This is a genomic window from Rhodanobacter sp. FW106-HT46G03 (genome assembly GCF_058789895.1).
The window spans coordinates 63,107-81,910 of record NZ_JBYTCC010000001.1 but is presented as its reverse complement, the minus strand read 5'-3'; the positions used below and the strand labels follow the sequence as shown (position 1 = coordinate 81,910).

Here is an 18,804-nt window from a genome sequence, read left to right as displayed (position 1 = left end):
TACCCATGCGTTACCGCTTGCTGCTTGCCCGCTGTGCCGCGTTGGCATTCGCCATGGTGATGTTGCCGCTGGCGGCCCACGCCGCAGACGCGGCCGCGCCCGCCCTGATCCCGCTGCCGGCGCAGATCACGCCGCAGTCCGGCCAGCTCACGGTGGATGCGCACACGCCGGTGATCCTGGGCGACGCCAGCGCGGCGACCAAACAGACGGCCAATTACTTCATCAATCTCTTGAACCGCACCCGTGCGCTGCACCTGCGGCTCACCGCCAAGGCCACGCCCAACCCACCCGCCATCACGTTCGAACGTGACCCGCAGGCGCCAGTGGCGCAGGCGCAGGGCTACGCGCTCGCGGTGACGCCGCAAGGCATCCGCGTCTCCGCACGCGACGATGCCGGCGTGTTCTATGGCGCCGTCACGCTGTACCAGTTGCTCACGCCGGACACGCACCGCGGCGCGGTGACGCTCGCCGCCACCACCATCCACGACTGGCCGCGCTTCGGCTGGCGCGGACTGATGCTGGACTCCGCCCGGCATTTCCAGAGCGTGGCCGACGTGCAGCGGCTCATCGACCAGATGGCGCAGCACAAGCTCGACGTGCTGCACTGGCACCTGACCGACGACCAGGGCTGGCGGATCCAGATCAAGCGCTACCCGGAGCTGACCAAGATCGGCGCGTGGCGCGCCCCGCCGGATGCCGGGCGCGACGGCGAGCCGGACCGCTACGGCGGCTACTACAGCCAGGCGCAGATCAGGCAGGTGGTGGCGTATGCCGCCGCGCGCCACATCACCATCGTGCCCGAGCTGGACATGCCCGGCCACGCGCAGGCCGCGGTGGCGGCGTACCCGCAATACGGCGTCACCGGCAAACGGCCCAAGGTGTCGATCGACTGGGGCATCAATCCGTATCTCTACAACGTCAACGACGACACCTTCACCTTCATCGACAACGTGCTCGACGAGGTGATGGCGCTGTTTCCGTCCACCTACATCCACGTCGGCGGCGACGAAGCGATCAAGGATCAATGGCAGGCCTCGCCCGCGGTGCAGGCCAAGATGCGCCAGCTCGGCATCACCAGCGAGGACGCGCTGCAAGGCTGGTTCATCGGCCGCATCGGCGGGTACCTCGAAAAGCACGGGCGCAAGCTGATCGGCTGGGACGAAATCCTCGACGGCGACAACCTGCCGAAAGACGCCACGGTGATGTCGTGGCGTGGCATCGACGGCGCGATCAAGGCCGCGCTCACCGGCCACGACGTGGTGATGTCGCCTGCGCCGGCGCTGTATCTGGACAACCTGCAAAGCACCCTGCCGGACGAGTTTGCCGGCCGCGACGGGCTGGAAACGCTGCGCGACGTGTACGGCTTCCAGGCGATCCCCGGCGTGCTTGGCACCGCCGAGGCCAAACACGTGCTCGGCATCCAGGCCAATATCTGGACCGAGCACATGCCCACCATGGCGCACGTGGACCACGCCGCTTTCCCGCGCCTCGACGCGCTCAGCGAAGTGGCATGGTCACCGGCCACCAGCAACAACTGGCAGAGCTTCCTGGCGCGCCTGCCGGCGCAACTCGCGCGCTATCGCGCACAGGACATCCCGTATGCCGACAGTGCCTTTGCGGTGGTGGCCAGCGTCGACCGCAACGTGGCGCTCGCCACCGGCAAGGCCACCCTGACGCTCGCCAACCAGACCGGTTTCGGCAGCATCCGCTACACGCTCGACGGTTCCACCCCTACCGTCACCTCGCCGCGCTACGCCGGGCCGGTCAACGTGAAACTGCCCACCACGGTGCGCGCCGCGAGCTTCGCCGACGGCAGCGAACTGGCCGCGCCGCGTGAGCGCGTACTGAGCCACGCCGCCCTGCTCAGCCTGCCCGGCACCGCCCTGGCCAACTGCTCCGGCAGCAACTTCCGCCTGCGCCTGCAACCGCTGCCGGACGCGGCCAGCACCCAGCCCGTCTACGCGGTCAATGTGTTCGACGCCTGCCAGCTGTACCCGGCCACGGTGCTGGACGGCGTCACCAGCATCCACGTGGCGGCGGTGCGGCTGCCGCGCAACTTTGCCCTCGCGCACGACCAGAAAATGGTGGTTTCGCGCCCGCATGCCACGCGCTTTGGCGAGCTGGTGGTACATGCCGACACCTGCGAAGGCCGGGTGCTGGCCAGCATGCCGCTGCCCGACCCCGCACACAGCGGTCGCCAGTTCGCGCTCGAGGCGAAGCTGCCCGCGCAATCGGGCGAACACGCGCTGTGCCTCGCCTACACCGCGCCAGTCAGCGGCCCGCTGTACGCCACCGGCGAGATCACGCTGAAGTGAGACAGCAGCGCGTTGCCGGAAGGCGGGGAAACCGGCCATGCCCCTGAAAATCATCGGCGCCGGCTTCGGTCGCACCGGCACGCTGTCCCTCTGCACGGCCCTCCGGCAGCTCGGGTTCCCGTGCTATCACATGACCGAAGTCCTCGACAACAAGGACAACCAGTCGCATCTGGGTTTCTGGCGCACGGTGGCCAACGCGCCCGCCGGCACGCAGCACGATTGGGAAACCGTCTTTTCCCGCTACACCGCCGCGGTGGACAACCCCGCGAGCAGCGTGTGGCGCGAACTCGTCGCCGCCTATCCCGACGCCAAGGTGGTGTTGTCGCTGCACCCCGGCGGCGCCGACGCGTGGTACGACAGCACCCGGGCCACGATCTATTTCACCGAGTCACTGTGGCAGTTCAAGGTGCTCCAGCTCGTCACCCCGTTCGCGCGCAAGCTCGGCGACGTGTGCCACCAGCTGATCTGGCAGCGCGCGCACCACGGCACCATGGGCAATCGTGCCGCGGCCATCGCCGACTACCACCAGCACATCGCCGACGTGCAGGCGGCGGTGCCGCCGGATCGGCTGCTGGTGTTCCGCGTGAACGAGGGCTGGCAGCCGCTGTGCGATTTCATCGGCGTGCCGGTGCCGCCGACGCCCTTCCCGCAGGTCAACGACCGTGCGCAGTTCCAGCAGATCATCCGCGGGATGACGCGCGGCGCCTACGTGATCCTGGGACTTGCCGCGGTGGTGGTCGCCACGGCGGTCTACGCGGCCATCCGGTTTTTTCCGTAAGGCCCAGCCGCTCCGTTTTCGGGGGCCCGGGATCGCGGCGGTGACGGCGGGTGTCCGCGCCCCGGCGGTATGCCAAGATGCGTCCGGCGCGGCGGCATAGGGGTGCCGCCGGCCATCATCCGCAAAGGACTCCCATGCACGCTTGGTACCCGGCGGCACTCCGTGGCATTTCGCGGTTTGGCACGGCGCTCGTCTGCGCCGCCCTGGCGCTGGTCGCCACCACCACGCGGGCGGCCACCCTCGACGCCGCGCTGCTGCCGAAGATCGAGGCCGCCACGTTCGAGGTGGTGCAGGCCAAGCCCACCAACGATCCGCTGAGCTACGAGAAACCGCTGCCGCTCGACCTGCTGCCCTACCAGCAACGCACCGACAAGTACCACTCGATCGGCACCGCGTTCGCGATCGGCAACGGCCGCTACGTCACCGCCGGCCACGTGCTGCTGGCCGGGCTGGACAGCCTGTGGGGACCGCCCGCGCTGCGCGACGGCGCCGGCCACGTGTACCCGATCGCGAAAGTGGAAAAGTTCGCCCTGCGCCGCGACTTCGTGGTGTTCACCCTGGCGACGCCGCCGGCCAGCGGCGCCACCCTCGCGCTCGACCCGCGGCCGCAACCCAACACCACGGTGTATGCCGTGGGCAACGCACTGGGCACCGGCATCGTCATCCGCGACGGCCTGTACACCTCCGACACCCCCGAGCCGCAGGACGGCGCGTGGAAATGGCTGCGCTTCTCCGCCGCCGCCTCGCCCGGCAACAGCGGCGGCCCGCTGCTCGACCAGCAGGGCAAGGTGGTCGGCGTGGTACTGATGAAGTCGGCCAACGAGAACCTCAACTACGCGCTGCCGATCGGCGAGCTGCTGAACGCGCCGGCCGACACGGCGCGGATGTCCGCCCGCGGCTCCTACCAGCTCGACCTGTTCACTGCGGTGTCCAACGGCAACCTCGACGCCCACTTTGCGTTGCCGCTCGACCTCGCCGCGTTCTACCGCGAGTTCGGGGCGCGGTTTTCCGCCTACAGCGAGAAACAATTCCAGTCGCTGCTGGCGCACGAGTCCGCCAATCTGTTTCCGAACGGCGCCGGTTCGCGGCGGCTGCTCTACCAGCAGACCATCCTCAACAGCTTCCCGTCGCTGATCGTGCGCGGCAGCGATGGCGAATGGGGCCTCAGCAATACCGGGTCGCAATACTTCGCGCTCGACCACAATGGCTACGTGCGCATCGGCGAGGCCGGGCGCAACGGGCTGGTGCACCTGCGCCGCCCCGACGACATTCCCGCGGCCAAGTTCTACGCCGACGCGCAGACCCGGATGGATCTGCTGGCGCGCACCGGCCTGTTCCAGCGCATGGTGGCCGGCCAGAAGATCAAGATCACCTCGCTCGGCAAGCCGATTCGCTCCGCCACCCATCGCGACCGCTGGCAGCGCCCGTGGCAGATCGACGCCTGGGCACTGCCCTATGCCAACCGCATGGTGCTGGCCTATACGTTGCCGGTGCCCGACGGCAGCGTGATGCTGATGCGCTTCCTGCCGCCGACGGAATGGCACGACTCGCGGCTGGATCTGGATGAGATGAGCAGCTTCGTCTACGCCACCTACGCGGGCACACTGGCGCAGTGGCGCGAGTTCCTGGCCGACCCGGCCTTGCTGCCGGCGGTCATGCACGACATCCACCTCGACTACACCTACGGCCAGCGTTTCGGCTACCGCTCGCCGCGGCTGACCTTCAGCTACCCGTCGTCGCTGCAGACCGTCGCGCCGGACAACCTGCTGTGGCTGGGCTTCCGGTTCTTCCTCGACGGCGGCAAGCCGACCTGGGACGCCGGCATCGTCAACGTGTGGAAAAACACCGCCAACGACGACCAGTACGAGGTGAACGTACAACGCCACATGGCGCCGCCGGCGGGGCTGGACACCAACTTCGACAGCCTGTGGCGCAAGATCGCCGCCCGCGAGTACCCATACAACGCAGTCGCCAACCCGCAGAACGGGCAGATGGGCATCGACGGCGTGGCCGGCGCGCCCGGTGTGGCCACGCCAACCGTGCTGTACACCGCCTTCTACGGCGCCACCGGCGCCCCGCCACAGGCCGAGATGAAGACCAAGCTCGACGTGCTGACGAAAGACCTGCAGGTGCGCGAGCACTAGGGGCGTTGCCGGCGCCGCCCGCAGTCCGGGCGGCGCGGGCGCTCACCCCCGACGTTCGCGGGCGCCATCCGCTTCCGGCGCCGCCTGCTTCCGCGCCGCCCACCCCGGCCACAGCCGGTGCGCGGTGGCGGCGGGCACCGTGCCGTCGCCGAACATCGCGCGCGCCAGCCCGCGATGGGTCGGCAGCACGCCGAGGCCGGCGAGAATGTGCACCGCCAGCAGCGCCAGCAGCAGCCACGCGCCGTACACGTGCGCGCGGATCGCGACGAGGAACACCCACAGCGGCGCGGACGGCAGGAAATAGAGATACACGCCGCTCACGCCGACCACCACGGTCACGCTGAGCAGCAGGGCCAGCACCAGCCGTTCCAGCGGATCGAACCAGCCGTCATGCCACGGCGCCGGTGCGCGCGCCGGCCGCAGCAGCGCGCGGAAATACGCGCCCACCCAGCGCGCATCGCCGCACCGGAAGCGGGCGAGCGTCGCCGCCAGCCACACGGTGCCGCGCCACAGCGCGGCCAGCACGACCAGCGCCGCCAGCACGAACGCCAGGCCGAGCACGCGGTGCAGGCCGTTGATCGCATCGTGGCCGCCCGCCAGCGCCACCCAGCGCACCGGCAGCCAGTCGCCCAGCGCCAGCCCGGTCACCACCAGGGTCAGCAGCACGACGGCATTCGCGCCGTGCAGCCAGCGCGCGCGCCGGCCGTGGCGCAGTATCCGGGGCGCGTTCATGGCACGCCTAGCGGACGGTGAACGTCACGCTCTTGGGCGGCAGCAGCGCCGCATGCGTCGGCCCCGCCAGCTCCACCTCCACCGTGTGCTTGCCCGCCGGCAGCGACAGATCCACCGGGCCGGGCTGGTACACCGCCATCGCCGGGCCGCCATCCACCGAAACGTGCAAGTGGTCGGGCCCGTCGGTCGGCTTGCCGATCTTGGCATTCTGCACCGCCACCACAATCGCTACCGGGCTGCTCACCGTCGCCCCGGCCGCCGGCGCGGTAATGCCGAACGATGGCGACTGGGCCGCCACCGCAGCCCCGGCAAACACCAAACCAGCACACACGAGTGCCCCCCGCAACCGCAAACGACCCATCGACATGACGCAGCCTCCGATCAGAGCGAATCCCTGCATGGTAGTCGCCACGCCGCGCGACCAACTGATCCAGATCGCCCCTGGCACGCGGTACCGCCCCGAGCGTCTGCCGATGACAACCGCTGCGCGCCGATCCAGTGCCCACGGATCGCGCCCGCCCGGTCATGCACAAAAAGCACTAAAGAAACGAGGGAAATCAAGCTGCCTTCATTGCTCCCGTCTCATATCCTCACGCAGAATACAGATGTGTTCGCGGCACGGTGTCGTTTATACCGATCGTTCCGGACGACAGACAAGGTCCACTCTCAATACCAGCGAAGGACGCGGAGCATATGGATAAGAAGCCTGCGATAAAGTTTATGGTGATCCAGTGCCTGACGTGCTTGGTTGGCGCCTTTCTCGTTGGCAATGCACGCGGCCAAGGGATACCTCCAGTTGGCGTGATGGTCAGTGCTCAAACCTTGGACAACGAAACTGTCTACCGCTACCGCGTGGTAAATCATGGGAAACAACCCATAACCGCGTTACAAATCGGGTTCGATTATTATCATGGCGCGACTGAATTACTTACCGCACCATTCGACTCCAAGCCCGGTCCGCTACCACCTTCAGCAGCGTCTTCCCCACAAGGCTGGAAAGTCAATCTGAACGCCACCGAGGATACATCAAATCTTGACCTGGAATGGAGAGCCGACACTGCCGACCAATTCATCCCGCCAGGCGGGAGTCTTTCCGGCTTCAGTGTGACCGTACCCGGCAGCGACGCCAGCTATATGACTTCGCACTGGACCGTGTCCCTGACCAATCCAGGCGCAGCGGCTTATTCCGCGGCTCTGGCCGTTGAGCGAGCCTGCTCCGCGCCTCGGCTTTCGATCCCCGCGTCACCCGACGCCCCGTGCTCTTAAAGGGGCCGAGGAAATTAAACCGCCGTCATTGTCGCCGTTCCACCCTCCCCCGCACCGTTATGGCTTCGGTTCCAATCTTGCACGAAAAAAGGCAATTGTATACATGACAAACCCGTACGGACCATGTGTCCGTCGCATGTGAAAAAGCCCACCTTAGGCGAGCTTCTTTTTTTGCTTAAGCTTGGGTGGCTTCGCGGCTGCCCTATGTGGCTCAGGAGGCGCTGCTAGCATGCGCTTAAGCACCGCATCGAACTGATCTGTCTCGTCCGCGGCCCTACTGTTATTCCTGTAGATCTTTTGTTTCATCTATCCAGTCCGCTTGATGAACGATTGATGGCTCGGCGATCTCTAGCTTGTGCCCGGCGAGGATCAATCCGCTGCTAGCAATTAGTTTTTCGTCATACGTATGGAAAACGGGCACCTCATACAGGCACGCCGTCGCTACGTGAATTGCGTCCTTGGGGCGAATGTTGTTATCCCACACAAGATCGCGAGCAAGCTCTGTGGTTGCCCGAGTGACATTCCTTACCGAAATGTACTCAGCCTTGAAGAAAGTCTCGACTTTCGTCCGTTGCTCTTTCGGAAGCTTCGTGCTTCCTTTCAGATAAATTACCTCGGCGAGCGTTAGGGCAGAGGTTACGATTACAAGTCGCCCATTCTCGGCAGCCTGAAGTACTTGGCCGCAAACCTCTGCCTTGTCTGGCTCATCCTTTAGGAACCCCAAGAAAGCATTGGAGTCCCAATAGACGGTTTCACGATCCATGCTGCTCCCTCATGATGCCGCGCATTTCGCGGACAGAGGGGATGTCGCTACCGTTGGGGAATCTAACGATGCGGTTAGCTATGACACGCACTGCAAGGCCATCCTTTCGATAGAGCACTCGACCGAATACCTCGACGCGCTTACGGAAAGATTCGACTGCCTCTGCAATCAGGTCCTCAGCCAGGTCACATTTAATAGCACGCTGACCTAACGGGTCGAAGATCGTGCACTCCAGCTTCCCATGCGCAGTGACAACTTCAAGCCGCCCCTCTACAGATCCATAGTCCTCAAAGACTGGATCTAAAAGTTTGGATGCTTCCGTAGCGACTTGCCGCTTGACGGCGATAGACTTGTTGTTTCCGCTCCAAAGCCTAACACTGCTGGTAGGTCTTTGCCGCTTCTCAAAAATCTTACTAATAATTTTCGCGTGGTTTATTGCCTTGTCGGTGAACGTCACTGGACGACGTCCTTTAGCAAGTGCATCCATCCCGTCTAGGACAGCGGCACGAACGGCATGAAGCGTCCCCGCCGACTGGCCGGGTTTCGGATACAAGCCAATACCAGCGCTTCCCGGGTAAACCTTCACCAGCCATTCGCGCGGCGCAGTTGCATCCACGCATTTGCTAACTTCTCGAACAAGGCCGATGAAATTGTCAAACGCAGACGAAAATTCGGCGACAGTGATCTCATCCTCATCTAATTCGAGGGTGATGTCCGTTTTAATCTTCTTGGAATCAATTGCCATGGCCGCTCCCGGGATTTCTAGGTTTCCGGTGATGAGTGCTTGTAGGTAAGGCGGCGTTCACCGACCTGAGCCAGTACGTAGCTAGTGCGCTCAAAGTCGCATACGTTGCGATGGTTCCAACGGAAGTCGAACTCAGTCACATAATGTTGCAGGTGCTCTTTACCCACACGATGGACGGTCCCAATCAATCCGCGCTTCGGAAGACTAAGGCTGGGCTCGACTGTGTTGGAGTGCGCGTTCCCTTCCACGTACAGTCCGGCACTATTGTGGGTCTGGTCATGGGATGCGAGCTCTCGGCCAGCTTTGGTGTGGCCCGCATGCTCGCCAGACATCAGACGGACAAACTTACTCACGTTTCCCTCTAGAACAGCAGTCAGAGCCTTGGTGTTTACCGCGTTCATCACGATGCCTCGCTTCTCGCCACCACGCTCGACCAGCGACACCACTTTCATCTTGTGCTGATAGCCGCGAGCGCCCTTCGACTGCTTGCCCTGATCTCCCCAATAAGTTTCGTCAGCTTCAACGGTGCCACCGCCCGAACCCATCAGTCCGGCATTACCCGACTTCATGGCTTCGCGGATGCGATGAGTCATGAACCATGCCGACTTATAGGTCACGCCGAGCATGCGGTGGATCTGGTGCGAGCTCACGGCCTTCTTGCTGGCGCACATCAGATGTACAGCGAGCAGCCACTTGTTCAGCGGAATCTTGCTGCTCTCGAACACGGTGCCGACGGTCACGCTGAACTGCTTACGGCAATCCTTGCACTTCATCAAGCCGGGGCGATGCGCTCTGCCCTGCAACGCATAGTGCTCGCCTTCAGCACCACAATGCGGGCAGACCGGGCCGCGCGGCCACCGCAATGCTTCCAGATACGCGCGGGCCTTGTCAGCGTCTTGGAAGTGCGGTGCGAAAAGGTCGGCGCTCATGTCTTGCTCCCGCTAAAGCGCAGCGTACGCCGATCCTTTGGTTTGGCAAGTATATAATCGTCCGAGAAGAAAAGAGGCCCCGCGCACGGGGCCTCCTTGGTTTCGGGGCGGATGAAACCGAGCGGGCTTCAGGCCGGCACGGGCTCGCTCGGTGCGGGTTCGCTCGCCGGTACGGGATTGCGCGGCCCGCGGGCGAAGCGGGCGGCCAGGGCGCGGCGCGCCTCGTCCAGTCCCTGCCCCTTGCCGGCCACCTTCAGCACGGCGTAGCCCTCCAGCGCGTTGGTCATCAGGTCGCTGCCGACCGCCATCTCGGTGTCGACGCCGCGCTGGTGCAGCTTGCCCAGGCGCACCAGGCGCGGGCGCAGCGCATCCAGCGTGGCGATGTCGCGCTGGTAACCGGCCAAGTCGAAATTGCGCGGCAGCACGCCGGGGTTATCGCTGAACACGTGGCCGGCCTGCCGGCAGAACGCCTCGGACTTGTCGCCCATCTTGGTCAGCCCGTGGCGCTGGTCGGGTGTCAGCGCGATCAGTGGGGCAAGGCCGGTTTCCAGCGCCGTCAGGGCATTGTCGATGGCCGCCAGCGCATCGGTGTTGAAGTCGATATCGATCAGGTTCTGAGGCATGGTCACTCCGTTGATGAGGTTGCGGACGAGCTGGCCCGTGGGCCGGTGCCGCAGCGTAACGCGCCCCCCCGCCCGCCACCCGTAGGCGGAAACGTCGCCACGGCGTAGGCGAACACCCCGCCGACAAACCGTCACCGGTACCGGCGACCCGGCGCGAGCCCCGCGGTGGGTGCATGCCATCGACACTGCCGCGCTTTCAGCCCGCCACGGCGTGCTGGCCAGCCGGTGCACGCTGCATGGCGGCGATGTCCTCATGCATAAGTTCGAATCAGCATGTACACGCCGATGGCGAACAGCAGCGTCGCGAAAGTGATGTGCAACGCGCCGCGTTTGGCGGAAAGGCGGTGTGCCAGCAAGGCGCCGATCCAGCCGCCGGCGATGCCGCCGGCAATGAACTCGCCGGCGATGGCCCAGTCGATGAGACCGGAGCGGGCGTAGTTGAGGGCGGTGGTCAGGCCGAAGCTGCCCACGCCGAACAGCGAGGTACCGATGGCGTTGATGATGTCCATGCGCGCCGCCAGCATCAGCCCCGGCACCACGAGGAAACCACCGCCAACGCCGAAGAACCCGGCGATGGCGCCGGCGCCGAGACCCGTGCCCGAAAGCCGTGTGGCAAGCCATCGTGGCGGCCCGCTGGCGGTTGGGTTCGCGACCTGTTTGCGCGGCTTGACCATCAGCACGGCCACCACCAGCACCAGGATCGCGAACAGGCCGACCAATGCCTGGCCGTCGACCTTCTTGCCGATTTCCGACCCCACGAACGTACCCACAATGCCGAGCGCGGTGAAGATGATGGCCGCCTTCCATTGCACATGCCCGGCACGCGCGTGCGGAATCAGATTGGCATAGGCATTGAGCCCGACGGCAAGCGCGCTGGTGCCGATCGCCATGTGCGGATCACGCACGCCGACCACGTACAGCAACAGCGGCACGGCCAGGGTCGAGCCACCGCCGCCGGTCAAGGCCAGGGAGAAACCCACCAGCCCGCCGCACAGCACCGCGGCAACGATCTGCAGCGGCCCGCCTGCCACCACCAGGGCAACGATCAATGCGGATGGTCCAGGCCACAATGGAGGTTGGCGGGAACCGCCACATCCATCAGTTCGGGATGGGGCAGGTCGAGCCGGTTCATGATCTCGATGTACTCGTCACGACTCTTGCCGGCGAGGCGTGGGTTGTGGCGACGTTCTTCGCCGATCGACGAGCAGGTCCAGCCTTTGTAGTCGTGCGCGGGGTACACCAGCGTCGCGTCCGGTAGCGCGAACAGCTTTTGCGTGATCGAGTCCCACGACGCGCCGGGGTCGCCGTTCTGGAAATCGGTACGGCCGGTGCCACGGATCAGCAACACATCACCGCTGAACACCGCGCGCGGCGTGTCCGGATTCAGCACGAAACTGAACGACTCGTCCGTGTGGCCTGGCGTGTACAGCGCCTTGAGCCTGACGCCGTCGGTGTCGATCACCTCGCCATCGCCGACCCGGACCGCAACGCAGTCGGCCTTGGTGTATTGCCCCATCACCGTCGCGCAGCCGGTCTGCACCCGCAGCAGGCCGAGCCCCGTGATGTGGTCGGCATGGGTATGCGTGTCGATCGCCTTCACCAGCCGCAGCCCGAGCTCTTCGATCGCGCGGACGTAGTGCTCGACCCGATCCCTGACCGGGTCGATCAGCACCGCCTCGCGCCCGGGGGCGCTGGCAAGCAGGTAGGTATAGGTGTGGGAGACGGGATCGGCGAACTGGCGAAACAACATCGTGCTTCCCCTGGGTGTGCACGTGGCTCGGGTGCCAAGTACAGCACATATACCCCGTACGGCATGTCGACGGACCACCCCGCCGCCAAATTGCCCGCCACGGCGCAAACCCTCCCGAGGGCGACCGGACCGGAAGCTGCACCACGGGGAGGAACACCATCCCGACGCCCCGGCGCGCGCGGGAAACCGGCCGGCTTCGGCGAAAAAGAGCCGGCAACCGACCGCGCAGAGCCAGGCGCGGCCGAAAAAGAGCCACGCGCCGTTGAAGAAGAGCCGCACATGGCTCTGGCGAGTGCCACGTTCCACTGGAAAAGAGTCGCGCTCCGCTGAAAAAGAGCCGAGCGCCGGCGAAAAAGAACCATGCGCGGCACGGTGGCGTGTCGGGGGTGGTTCTCCCCGCCCCGCGCTCGGCACGAAAAGCGTGGCGGTTGGGACGGACGGGAGTCGCGGGTGGGTCTTTGCGTGCCAGTGCGCGAATCGTCGCCGGTGACAGCCAAGGGGCCGCCCTGATGACCTCCGTCCCGTGCGCCCGGCACGGCGCCAAGCCCGCCGCCAAGCCACGTGTAGACTGGGCCATCCCACCCAAGACGGAACCCGCATGCCCCGCAAGGCCCGCGCCGATGGCGGCGCCACCATCGGTTATGAAGCGCAGCTTTGGCAGATGGCCGACACGCTGCGCAACAACATGGACGCCGCCGAGTACAAGCACGTCGTGCTCGGCCTGATTTTTCTCAAGTACATTTCCGACGCCTTCGCCGAGCAGCACGCGAAGCTCGCCGCCGCCAAGGGCGAAGGCGCCGACCCCGAAGACCCGGACGAATACCGCGCGGTCAACATCTTCTGGGTGCCACCCGAGGCGCGCTGGACACATCTGGCTGCGCAGGCCAAGCAGCCCACGGTCGGCCAACTGGTCGATGACGCCATGGCCGGCATCGAGCGCGACAACCCCGCATTGAAGGGTGTGCTGCCCAAGGACTATGCGCGCCCCGCGCTGGACAAGACCCGCTTGGGGCAACTGATCGACCTGGTAAGCAACATCAAGGTGGGCGATGCCGAGGCGCGCTCGCGCGACGTGCTGGGCCGCGTGTACGAATACTTCCTCTCGCAGTTCGCCAGTGCCGAGGGCAAGAAGGGCGGCGAGTTCTACACCCCGCGCTGCGTGGTGAAACTGCTGGTGGAAATGATCGAGCCGTTCCACGGCCGGGTGTACGACCCGTGCTGCGGGTCGTCGGGCATGTTCGTGCAGTCGATCGCGTTCCTGCGCGCGCACGCCAACGGCAACGGCCACGCGGCCAAGCCGCTCGACCTGTCCATCTACGGGCAGGAGTCCAACTACACCACCTGGCGGCTGGCCAAGATGAACCTCGCCATCCGCGGCATCGGCGGCCAGGTCGCGCACGGCGATTCGTTCCGCGCCGACAAATTCCCCGACAGGAAATTCGATTTCATCCTCGCCAATCCGCCGTTCAACATCTCCGACTGGGGCGGCGAGGCGCTGAAGGATGACGCGCGCTGGGCCTACGGCACGCCGCCCGCCGGCAACGCCAACTTCGCATGGGTGCAGCACATCGTGCATCACCTCGCACCCGCCGGCGTCGCCGGCTTCGTGCTGGCCAACGGTTCCATGAGCTCCAACCAGTCCGGCGAAGGCGAGATCCGCAAGGCGCTGGTCGAGGCCGGCCTGGTCGACTGCATGGTCGCGCTGCCCGGCCAGCTCTTCTATTCCACCCAGATCCCGGCGTGCCTGTGGTTCCTCGCCCGCGACCGCAGCGCGCTCTCGACCGGTGCCGCCAAGGCAGCATCGGGCCACGGCCACCGCGACCGCCGCGGCGAAATCCTCTTCATCGACGCGCGCAAGCTCGGCGCGATGGTGGACCGCACCCACCGCGCCCTGACCGACGAGGACATCGCCCGCATCGCCGCCACCTACCACGCCTGGCGCGGCGAACCCGTTCTCCCCTCTCCCACCGGGAGAGGGGCCGGGGGTGAGGGTACGAACTTGCGCGGTGCCTACCAGGACATCCCCGGCTTCTGCAAATCTGCCCCGCTCGACGAAGTGCGCAAGCACGGCCACGTGCTCACCCCCGGCCGCTACGTCGGCGCCGAGGAAGTGGAAGACGACGGCGAGCCGTTCGCCGAAAAGATGCAGCGCCTCGTCGGCGAGTGGCGCGCGCAGCAGACGGAAGCCGCCAAGCTCGATGCCGCGATCGCCGCCAATTTGAAGGGGTTGGGGTATGGCGGGTGAATTGGAGACCGTACCGCTTGGAAGTCTCTGCACACGAATCACCAAGGGAACGACACCGACCACCCTTGGTGGTCGCTTTACAGATCACGGCATCAACTTCATCAAATCGGAGTCGATTACTAGCGATGGCCGTATCGATGCGTCGAAGTTCGCGTTTGTTGATCCCGAAACACACGCATCACTCGGGCGATCAATATTGCACGAAGGGGACGTCTTATTTTCGATGGCTGGCGTGTACCTTGGAAAGACTGCTGTAGTACCGCGCAACATACTTCCGGCGAACACTAATCAAGCGGTCGGGATAATTCGCGTCGATCGAGACCGAGCAGTGCCTCGCTTCGTTCACTATGTCTTGAGTGCACCCACATGCCGCGGGTATGTGCAGCGAAGTGTGGCCCAATCTGCCCAGCCAAACTTCAATCTGCGCGACATCGGTGACCTCCCGATCCCCGTCAAATCCCTGTCTGAACAACGCGCTACCGCCCACATCCTCGGCACGTTGGACGACAAGATCGAACTGAATCGCCGCCGCAACGCCACGCTGGAAGCGATGGCGCGCGCGCTGTTCAAGGCCTGGTTCGTCGATTTCGAACCCGTCCGCGCCAAACTCGAAGGCCGCTGGCACCGCGGCCAATCCCTGCCCGGCCTGCCCGCCCACCTCTACGACCTCTTCCCCGACCACCTCGTCGACTCCGAGCTCGGCGAGATTCCGGAGGGGTGGAGCGCGGGCAAATTTGGCCAGATCGTGCGGCAGCTCAAAGAACCGGTAAATCCCGGCGAATCCCCGAAAGCAATGTTCGCGCACTACAGCTTGCCGGCATTCGACGATAGTCAGTCACCGGTGTTCGAAGCAGGCGAAGCGATCAAGAGCAATAAATGGCGGGTCGAACCCGGCACCGTCCTGCTGTCTAAGCTCAATCCAGAGATCGACCGTACATGGTTCGTGGATGTGCGCGGTGACGCGCCGGCGGTGTGCTCCACCGAGTTCCTTGTACTCGCGGCGCGTAAGCCGTTTGTGCGATCGTTTCTGTATTCGATCGCTCGGTCGGACCACTTCCGCCAACAGCTCGAATCGCTTGTTACCGGAACCTCCAAGAGCCACCAACGAGCACAACCTCTCGCCGTGATGGACATGGATGTCGTGTTGCCGTCAGAGGCGGCCGTCGCAGCGTTTGAGCACCCGGCGGAAGGCTGGCTCACGCAGATACAAGCGAACCGCCGCGAATCCCGCACGCTCGCCACCCTCCGCGATACCCTGCTGCCCAAGCTGATCTCCGGTGAGCTTCGTGTGCCTGAAACTAGCCGGCTGGTGGGGGAGGTTACATGAGCAGTCTCAAAATGGTCGAACGCCAGTGCTTCGAAGATATGTTCGGGATGGCAGGCGGCTACGTATTGGATTTTTCAAATCCGACCTTCCGCGAGTTTTTTCGAGAAAACGCCCGAGTAGATATTTATCCCGACAAATACGCTGGCAACGGTGATTCCAAGGCCAAGCGGTTGCGTACATTCATTCACATGGAGCCGGATTTATTAGTGGGAAAAGTACTTTCCGACCTAGTGGAGTATTGGCGGTATAAGACGCCCCACCCAAGCGCTCACGACGAGCAGCTCGCAGCCCAAGCTACCCGCGTAGTTGAGCGATTGCTCGGCAAATCAATCCAGCCGAAGGAATCGGGAGATGAGTTCCTTAAGAAGGACTTCGGTCCGCTGACATTACAGAAGATCCCTTCGGCCGCCCCGCTGGTTTCAATCTTGGAAATGCGGCTGGGAGAAGCCAGCCGCTGTCTACGAGCCGATGCTCCACTTGCGGTGATCTTTCACTGCGGCAGCGTCTTGGAAGGGTTGCTTTTGGGAGTCGCCAGTGCGAATCCCAGAGAGTTTAACCAGGCACCGAGCAGTCCCAAGGATAGGGAGGGAAAGGTTCGTTTGCTGCAAGACTGGACACTTGCCCAGTTAATTGATGTGGCCTGTGAACTCGGGTTCCTGAAGCTGGACGTAAAGAAGTTCAGCCACGGATTGCGGGACTTTAGGAACTACATTCACCCCTACGAGCAGATGAGTGCGCGTTTCAATCCGGATCGGCATACGGCCGAGATTTGTCTCCAGGTACTCAAGGCAGCGGTTGCATCTTTGAGCGGGCAGCGAGGTTGAGTGTCGATGGACCCGCGCGTCACCGAACTGCACTGCATCATGCCGATCGCGAACATCGGTTCGGTGCTGGCGCACGGCATCCTGTGTTACGAACAGGCGGCCAAACTGGCGCATCGCTCGGTGGCGTTGCAGCCGGTGCAGGATCGCCGTGACCAGAAACAGGTGCCGGGCGGCTTGAAGCTGCACCAGTACGCGAACCTCTACTTCCACGCGCGCAACCCGATGTTGTTCAAACGGCTGAACGAGACGCGTGCGTTGTGCGTGCTGAGGGTTGCCGCCGACGTATTGGCGTTGCGGGGCGCCGTCGTTGCCGATCAGAACGCCGCCAGCCAGTGGGCGCGGTTCCTGAGTCCGGCGCAGGCGGACCAGTTGCCATGGGACGACATCTACGCGATGGACTGGCGCCATCCCGATGACGAAATCGCCTATTGGCGACACAAGTCGCGCAAATGCGCCGAGGTGCTGGTGCCCGGCAGGGTCGAATCTCGCTTTCTGAGAGGTGCGTATGTCATCAATGCGGAAGTCGGACGGGCACTGAGCGCGGCGGGTTTTGCGCTGCCGGTCAGCATCGATCCGGTACTATTCTTTCAGCAGGCGAACGGGGCATGACCATGTTCAAGGTACTGATCGGCGACCTGTTCGAGAGCCGCGCGCAGACGCTGGTGAACACCGTCAACTGCGTGGGCGTGATGGGCAAGGGCGTCGCCGCCGAGTTCAAGCGACGCTACCCGGCCATGTTCAAGGACTACGTGAGCCGTTGCGCGCGCAAGGCGGTGCGCCTGGGCGAGCCGTACCTGTATGTGGATACGGCCGGCGCGCGGATCGTGAACTTTCCGACCAAGGGCCACTGGCGCGCGGTGTCCCGCATCGCGGATATCGAGCATGGGCTGGACTGGTTGGCAACGCATGCGGCCGAGTGGGGCGTGAGCAGCATCGCGCTGCCACCGCTCGGGTGCGGCAACGGCGGACTGGACTGGGCCGAAGTGGGACCGCTGGTCTGGCGCAAATTGCACGACCTGCCCATCGACGTCGAGCTGTACGCCCCCTATGGCACGCCTCCGGCGCAACTGACGAGGGAATTCTTGTCGGCGCCCGTGCAGATGCGACTGGACGGCAAGGGCCGGCGCACGGCAAAGATGCAGCCGGAATGGGTCGTGCTGATGGAGGTGCTGCGCGAGCTGCAGGCGCAGCCGTATGCAAACCCGGTGGGCAACACGATTTTCCAGAAGATCTGCTACGTGGTCACGGCGATGGGCGTGCCGACCGGGATGGCGTTCGGCAAGGGCTCGTACGGCCCGTTTTCGGTGGACGTGAAGCAGGTGCTGCACGAGTTTGCCAACCGCAACTGGGTGCAGCAGCAACAGCTCGGCCGGATGCTCGCGCTGCGGGTGGAGCCGACGTACGAGCGGCAACGTGCGCAGTACCGGGAAGCCATCGACAAGTACCAGAAAAAGATCGCCAAGGCTGTCGACCTGTTCAGCCGCATCAAGAGCACCGAACAGGCCGAGGAAGTGCTGACCGTGCTTTACGCCAGCCGCGAGCTCAAACGCCAGCGCGGCACCGACGACGTGAGCGAGCAGGACATCTACGACTACATCCTTGGCTGGAAGAAGCACTGGGACCGCGACGAAAAACGCGAAGCCATCGCCGACGCGATCCGCAACCTGGTGTTGCTGGGCTGGATGCGGGTGCGCATCAGCCCGGACTTGCTCGAAGCCGCGTAGGTTGCGGCAAGCACCGTTTGCCGGCCGATCCCGCTTGCAGCCGGACTCGAGGTCGAGCGGCGCTGGTGGAGGTACTGGGCGGTAAACGAAAAGTGAGGCCGAGTTTTCGCCCCGCAAAAGTGACGCTCAAAAATATTCTCTGCAAAACAACAAGCTATAAGTTTTCGTGTTGTTTACACCAACTTTAAGCGGTACTTGAACGGCGGCAGCCGGGCCGGTGCAGGTCGGGGGCGCGTCCCGTTTCAACGAATCGCATGTCGAGGAAACCTCGCTGGCCGGGCTGCAAGCGGCCGGCTGGCAGGTTGTGGACGGCCCCAACATCGCGCCGGACATGCCCGGTGCGGAGCGCCGCGATTCAGCCAAGGCAGCCTCGCCGACCGCCGGCGCGCGGCGCTGGACGACGCCCGACGCTGGATCGAGAACTGGCTGTCCGACGCGCATGACGCTGCCTGGGCAAGATCGCAGGACATCAAGGACAGGTACGCAGCAGCGAACTTCCTTGCCGCCAACACCGTGATTTTCAACGTCAAGGGCAACGACTATCGGCTCGAAGTCATCTGCGAGTACCGCACTGGCGTGGTGGTGGTGAAGTGGGCAGGTACGCACGCCGAGTACGACGAGCGCAATCGCAAACGCTGA

The 18,804-nt window shown here is 64.5% G+C and carries 18 protein-coding genes; 10 read left to right on the top strand and 8 right to left on the bottom strand.

The genetic code is table 11. The features are described 5' to 3' along the window. Positions 1 to 5 precede the first annotated feature (5 nt). The 3 genes from AC3WP6_RS00385 to AC3WP6_RS00375 all read left to right on the top strand — a co-directional run bounded on the left by AC3WP6_RS00385 (position 6) and on the right by AC3WP6_RS00375 (position 5,237). On the top strand, positions 6 to 2,315 hold the full coding sequence (locus AC3WP6_RS00385) for a beta-N-acetylhexosaminidase (protein WP_492625823.1): 2,310 nt from the start codon (positions 6 to 8) through the stop codon (positions 2,313 to 2,315). 37 nt (positions 2,316 to 2,352) lie between these two features. Beyond that, complete coding sequence (locus AC3WP6_RS00380; protein WP_492625822.1) at positions 2,353 to 3,093, top strand: sulfotransferase family protein; 741 nt, start codon at positions 2,353 to 2,355, stop codon at positions 3,091 to 3,093. 134 nt (positions 3,094 to 3,227) lie between these two features. Further along, the gene (locus AC3WP6_RS00375; protein ID WP_492625821.1) at positions 3,228 to 5,237 is read left to right on the top strand and encodes a S1 family peptidase; all 2,010 of its coding nucleotides are present in this window, start codon (positions 3,228 to 3,230) and stop codon (positions 5,235 to 5,237) included. Between the two features lie 42 nt (positions 5,238 to 5,279). Here AC3WP6_RS00375 and AC3WP6_RS00370 read toward each other — a convergent pair whose 3' ends face one another. Beyond that, positions 5,280 to 5,969 (bottom strand): cytochrome b/b6 domain-containing protein, encoded by a 690-nt coding sequence (locus AC3WP6_RS00370; protein WP_492625820.1) that lies wholly within the window; start codon positions 5,967 to 5,969, stop codon positions 5,280 to 5,282. Positions 5,970 to 5,976: 7 nt separating this feature from the next. Continuing rightward, positions 5,977 to 6,336: a hypothetical protein gene (locus AC3WP6_RS00365; protein WP_492625819.1), complete on the bottom strand. Its 360-nt coding sequence runs from the start codon at positions 6,334 to 6,336 to the stop codon at positions 5,977 to 5,979. Between the two features lie 326 nt (positions 6,337 to 6,662). Between AC3WP6_RS00365 and AC3WP6_RS00360 the strand changes: the two genes are divergently transcribed. After that, on the top strand, positions 6,663 to 7,235 hold the full coding sequence (locus tag AC3WP6_RS00360) for a hypothetical protein (protein ID WP_492625818.1): 573 nt from the start codon (positions 6,663 to 6,665) through the stop codon (positions 7,233 to 7,235). 280 nt (positions 7,236 to 7,515) lie between these two features. On the opposite strand, the gene AC3WP6_RS00355 is transcribed toward AC3WP6_RS00360, so the two are convergent. The 6 genes from AC3WP6_RS00355 to AC3WP6_RS00330 form a co-directional block, all read right to left on the bottom strand. Next, on the bottom strand, positions 7,516 to 7,998 hold the full coding sequence (locus AC3WP6_RS00355; protein ID WP_492625817.1) for a type II toxin-antitoxin system VapC family toxin: 483 nt from the start codon (positions 7,996 to 7,998) through the stop codon (positions 7,516 to 7,518). Further along, positions 7,988 to 8,743 carry a hypothetical protein gene (locus tag AC3WP6_RS00350; protein ID WP_492625816.1) on the bottom strand — a complete coding sequence of 252 codons (756 nt, stop codon included), beginning with the start codon at positions 8,741 to 8,743 and terminating at the stop codon, positions 7,988 to 7,990. Before AC3WP6_RS00350 ends, AC3WP6_RS00355 begins: the two co-directional genes overlap by 11 nt. A gap of 17 nt (positions 8,744 to 8,760) precedes the next feature. Next, on the bottom strand, positions 8,761 to 9,672 hold the full coding sequence (locus AC3WP6_RS00345; protein WP_492625815.1) for an IS1595 family transposase: 912 nt from the start codon (positions 9,670 to 9,672) through the stop codon (positions 8,761 to 8,763). Between the two features lie 128 nt (positions 9,673 to 9,800). Continuing rightward, the gene (locus AC3WP6_RS00340; RefSeq protein ID WP_492625814.1) at positions 9,801 to 10,295 is read right to left on the bottom strand and encodes a hypothetical protein; all 495 of its coding nucleotides are present in this window, start codon (positions 10,293 to 10,295) and stop codon (positions 9,801 to 9,803) included. A gap of 251 nt (positions 10,296 to 10,546) precedes the next feature. Beyond that, positions 10,547 to 11,341 (bottom strand): sulfite exporter TauE/SafE family protein, encoded by a 795-nt coding sequence (locus AC3WP6_RS00335; RefSeq protein WP_492628611.1) that lies wholly within the window; start codon positions 11,339 to 11,341, stop codon positions 10,547 to 10,549. Next, complete coding sequence (locus tag AC3WP6_RS00330) at positions 11,341 to 12,045, bottom strand: MBL fold metallo-hydrolase (RefSeq protein WP_492625813.1); 705 nt, start codon at positions 12,043 to 12,045, stop codon at positions 11,341 to 11,343. The genes AC3WP6_RS00335 and AC3WP6_RS00330 overlap by 1 nt, the downstream gene beginning before the upstream one ends. A gap of 598 nt (positions 12,046 to 12,643) precedes the next feature. Here AC3WP6_RS00330 and AC3WP6_RS00325 point away from each other — a divergent pair. The 6 genes from AC3WP6_RS00325 (at position 12,644) to AC3WP6_RS00300 (ending at position 18,804) form a co-directional block, all read left to right on the top strand. Next, a complete protein-coding gene (locus tag AC3WP6_RS00325) occupies positions 12,644 to 14,290 on the top strand; it encodes a class I SAM-dependent DNA methyltransferase (RefSeq protein WP_492625812.1) in 1,647 nt (548 codons plus the stop codon). Further along, positions 14,280 to 15,617 carry a restriction endonuclease subunit S gene (locus tag AC3WP6_RS00320; protein ID WP_492625811.1) on the top strand — a complete coding sequence of 446 codons (1,338 nt, stop codon included), beginning with the start codon at positions 14,280 to 14,282 and terminating at the stop codon, positions 15,615 to 15,617. Before AC3WP6_RS00325 ends, AC3WP6_RS00320 begins: the two co-directional genes overlap by 11 nt. Next, positions 15,614 to 16,441, top strand: a complete 828-nt coding sequence (locus AC3WP6_RS00315; RefSeq protein WP_492625810.1) for a hypothetical protein — start codon at positions 15,614 to 15,616, stop codon at positions 16,439 to 16,441. The genes AC3WP6_RS00320 and AC3WP6_RS00315 overlap by 4 nt, the downstream gene beginning before the upstream one ends. Positions 16,442 to 16,447: 6 nt before the next feature. After that, on the top strand, positions 16,448 to 17,050 hold the full coding sequence (locus AC3WP6_RS00310) for a DUF4433 domain-containing protein (protein ID WP_492625809.1): 603 nt from the start codon (positions 16,448 to 16,450) through the stop codon (positions 17,048 to 17,050). After that, positions 17,047 to 18,165 carry a type II toxin-antitoxin system antitoxin DNA ADP-ribosyl glycohydrolase DarG gene (gene darG / locus AC3WP6_RS00305; protein ID WP_492625808.1) on the top strand — a complete coding sequence of 373 codons (1,119 nt, stop codon included), beginning with the start codon at positions 17,047 to 17,049 and terminating at the stop codon, positions 18,163 to 18,165. The genes AC3WP6_RS00310 and darG overlap by 4 nt, the downstream gene beginning before the upstream one ends. A gap of 195 nt (positions 18,166 to 18,360) precedes the next feature. Continuing rightward, positions 18,361 to 18,804 (top strand): type II toxin-antitoxin system HigB family toxin, encoded by a 444-nt coding sequence (locus AC3WP6_RS00300; protein ID WP_492625807.1) that lies wholly within the window; start codon positions 18,361 to 18,363, stop codon positions 18,802 to 18,804.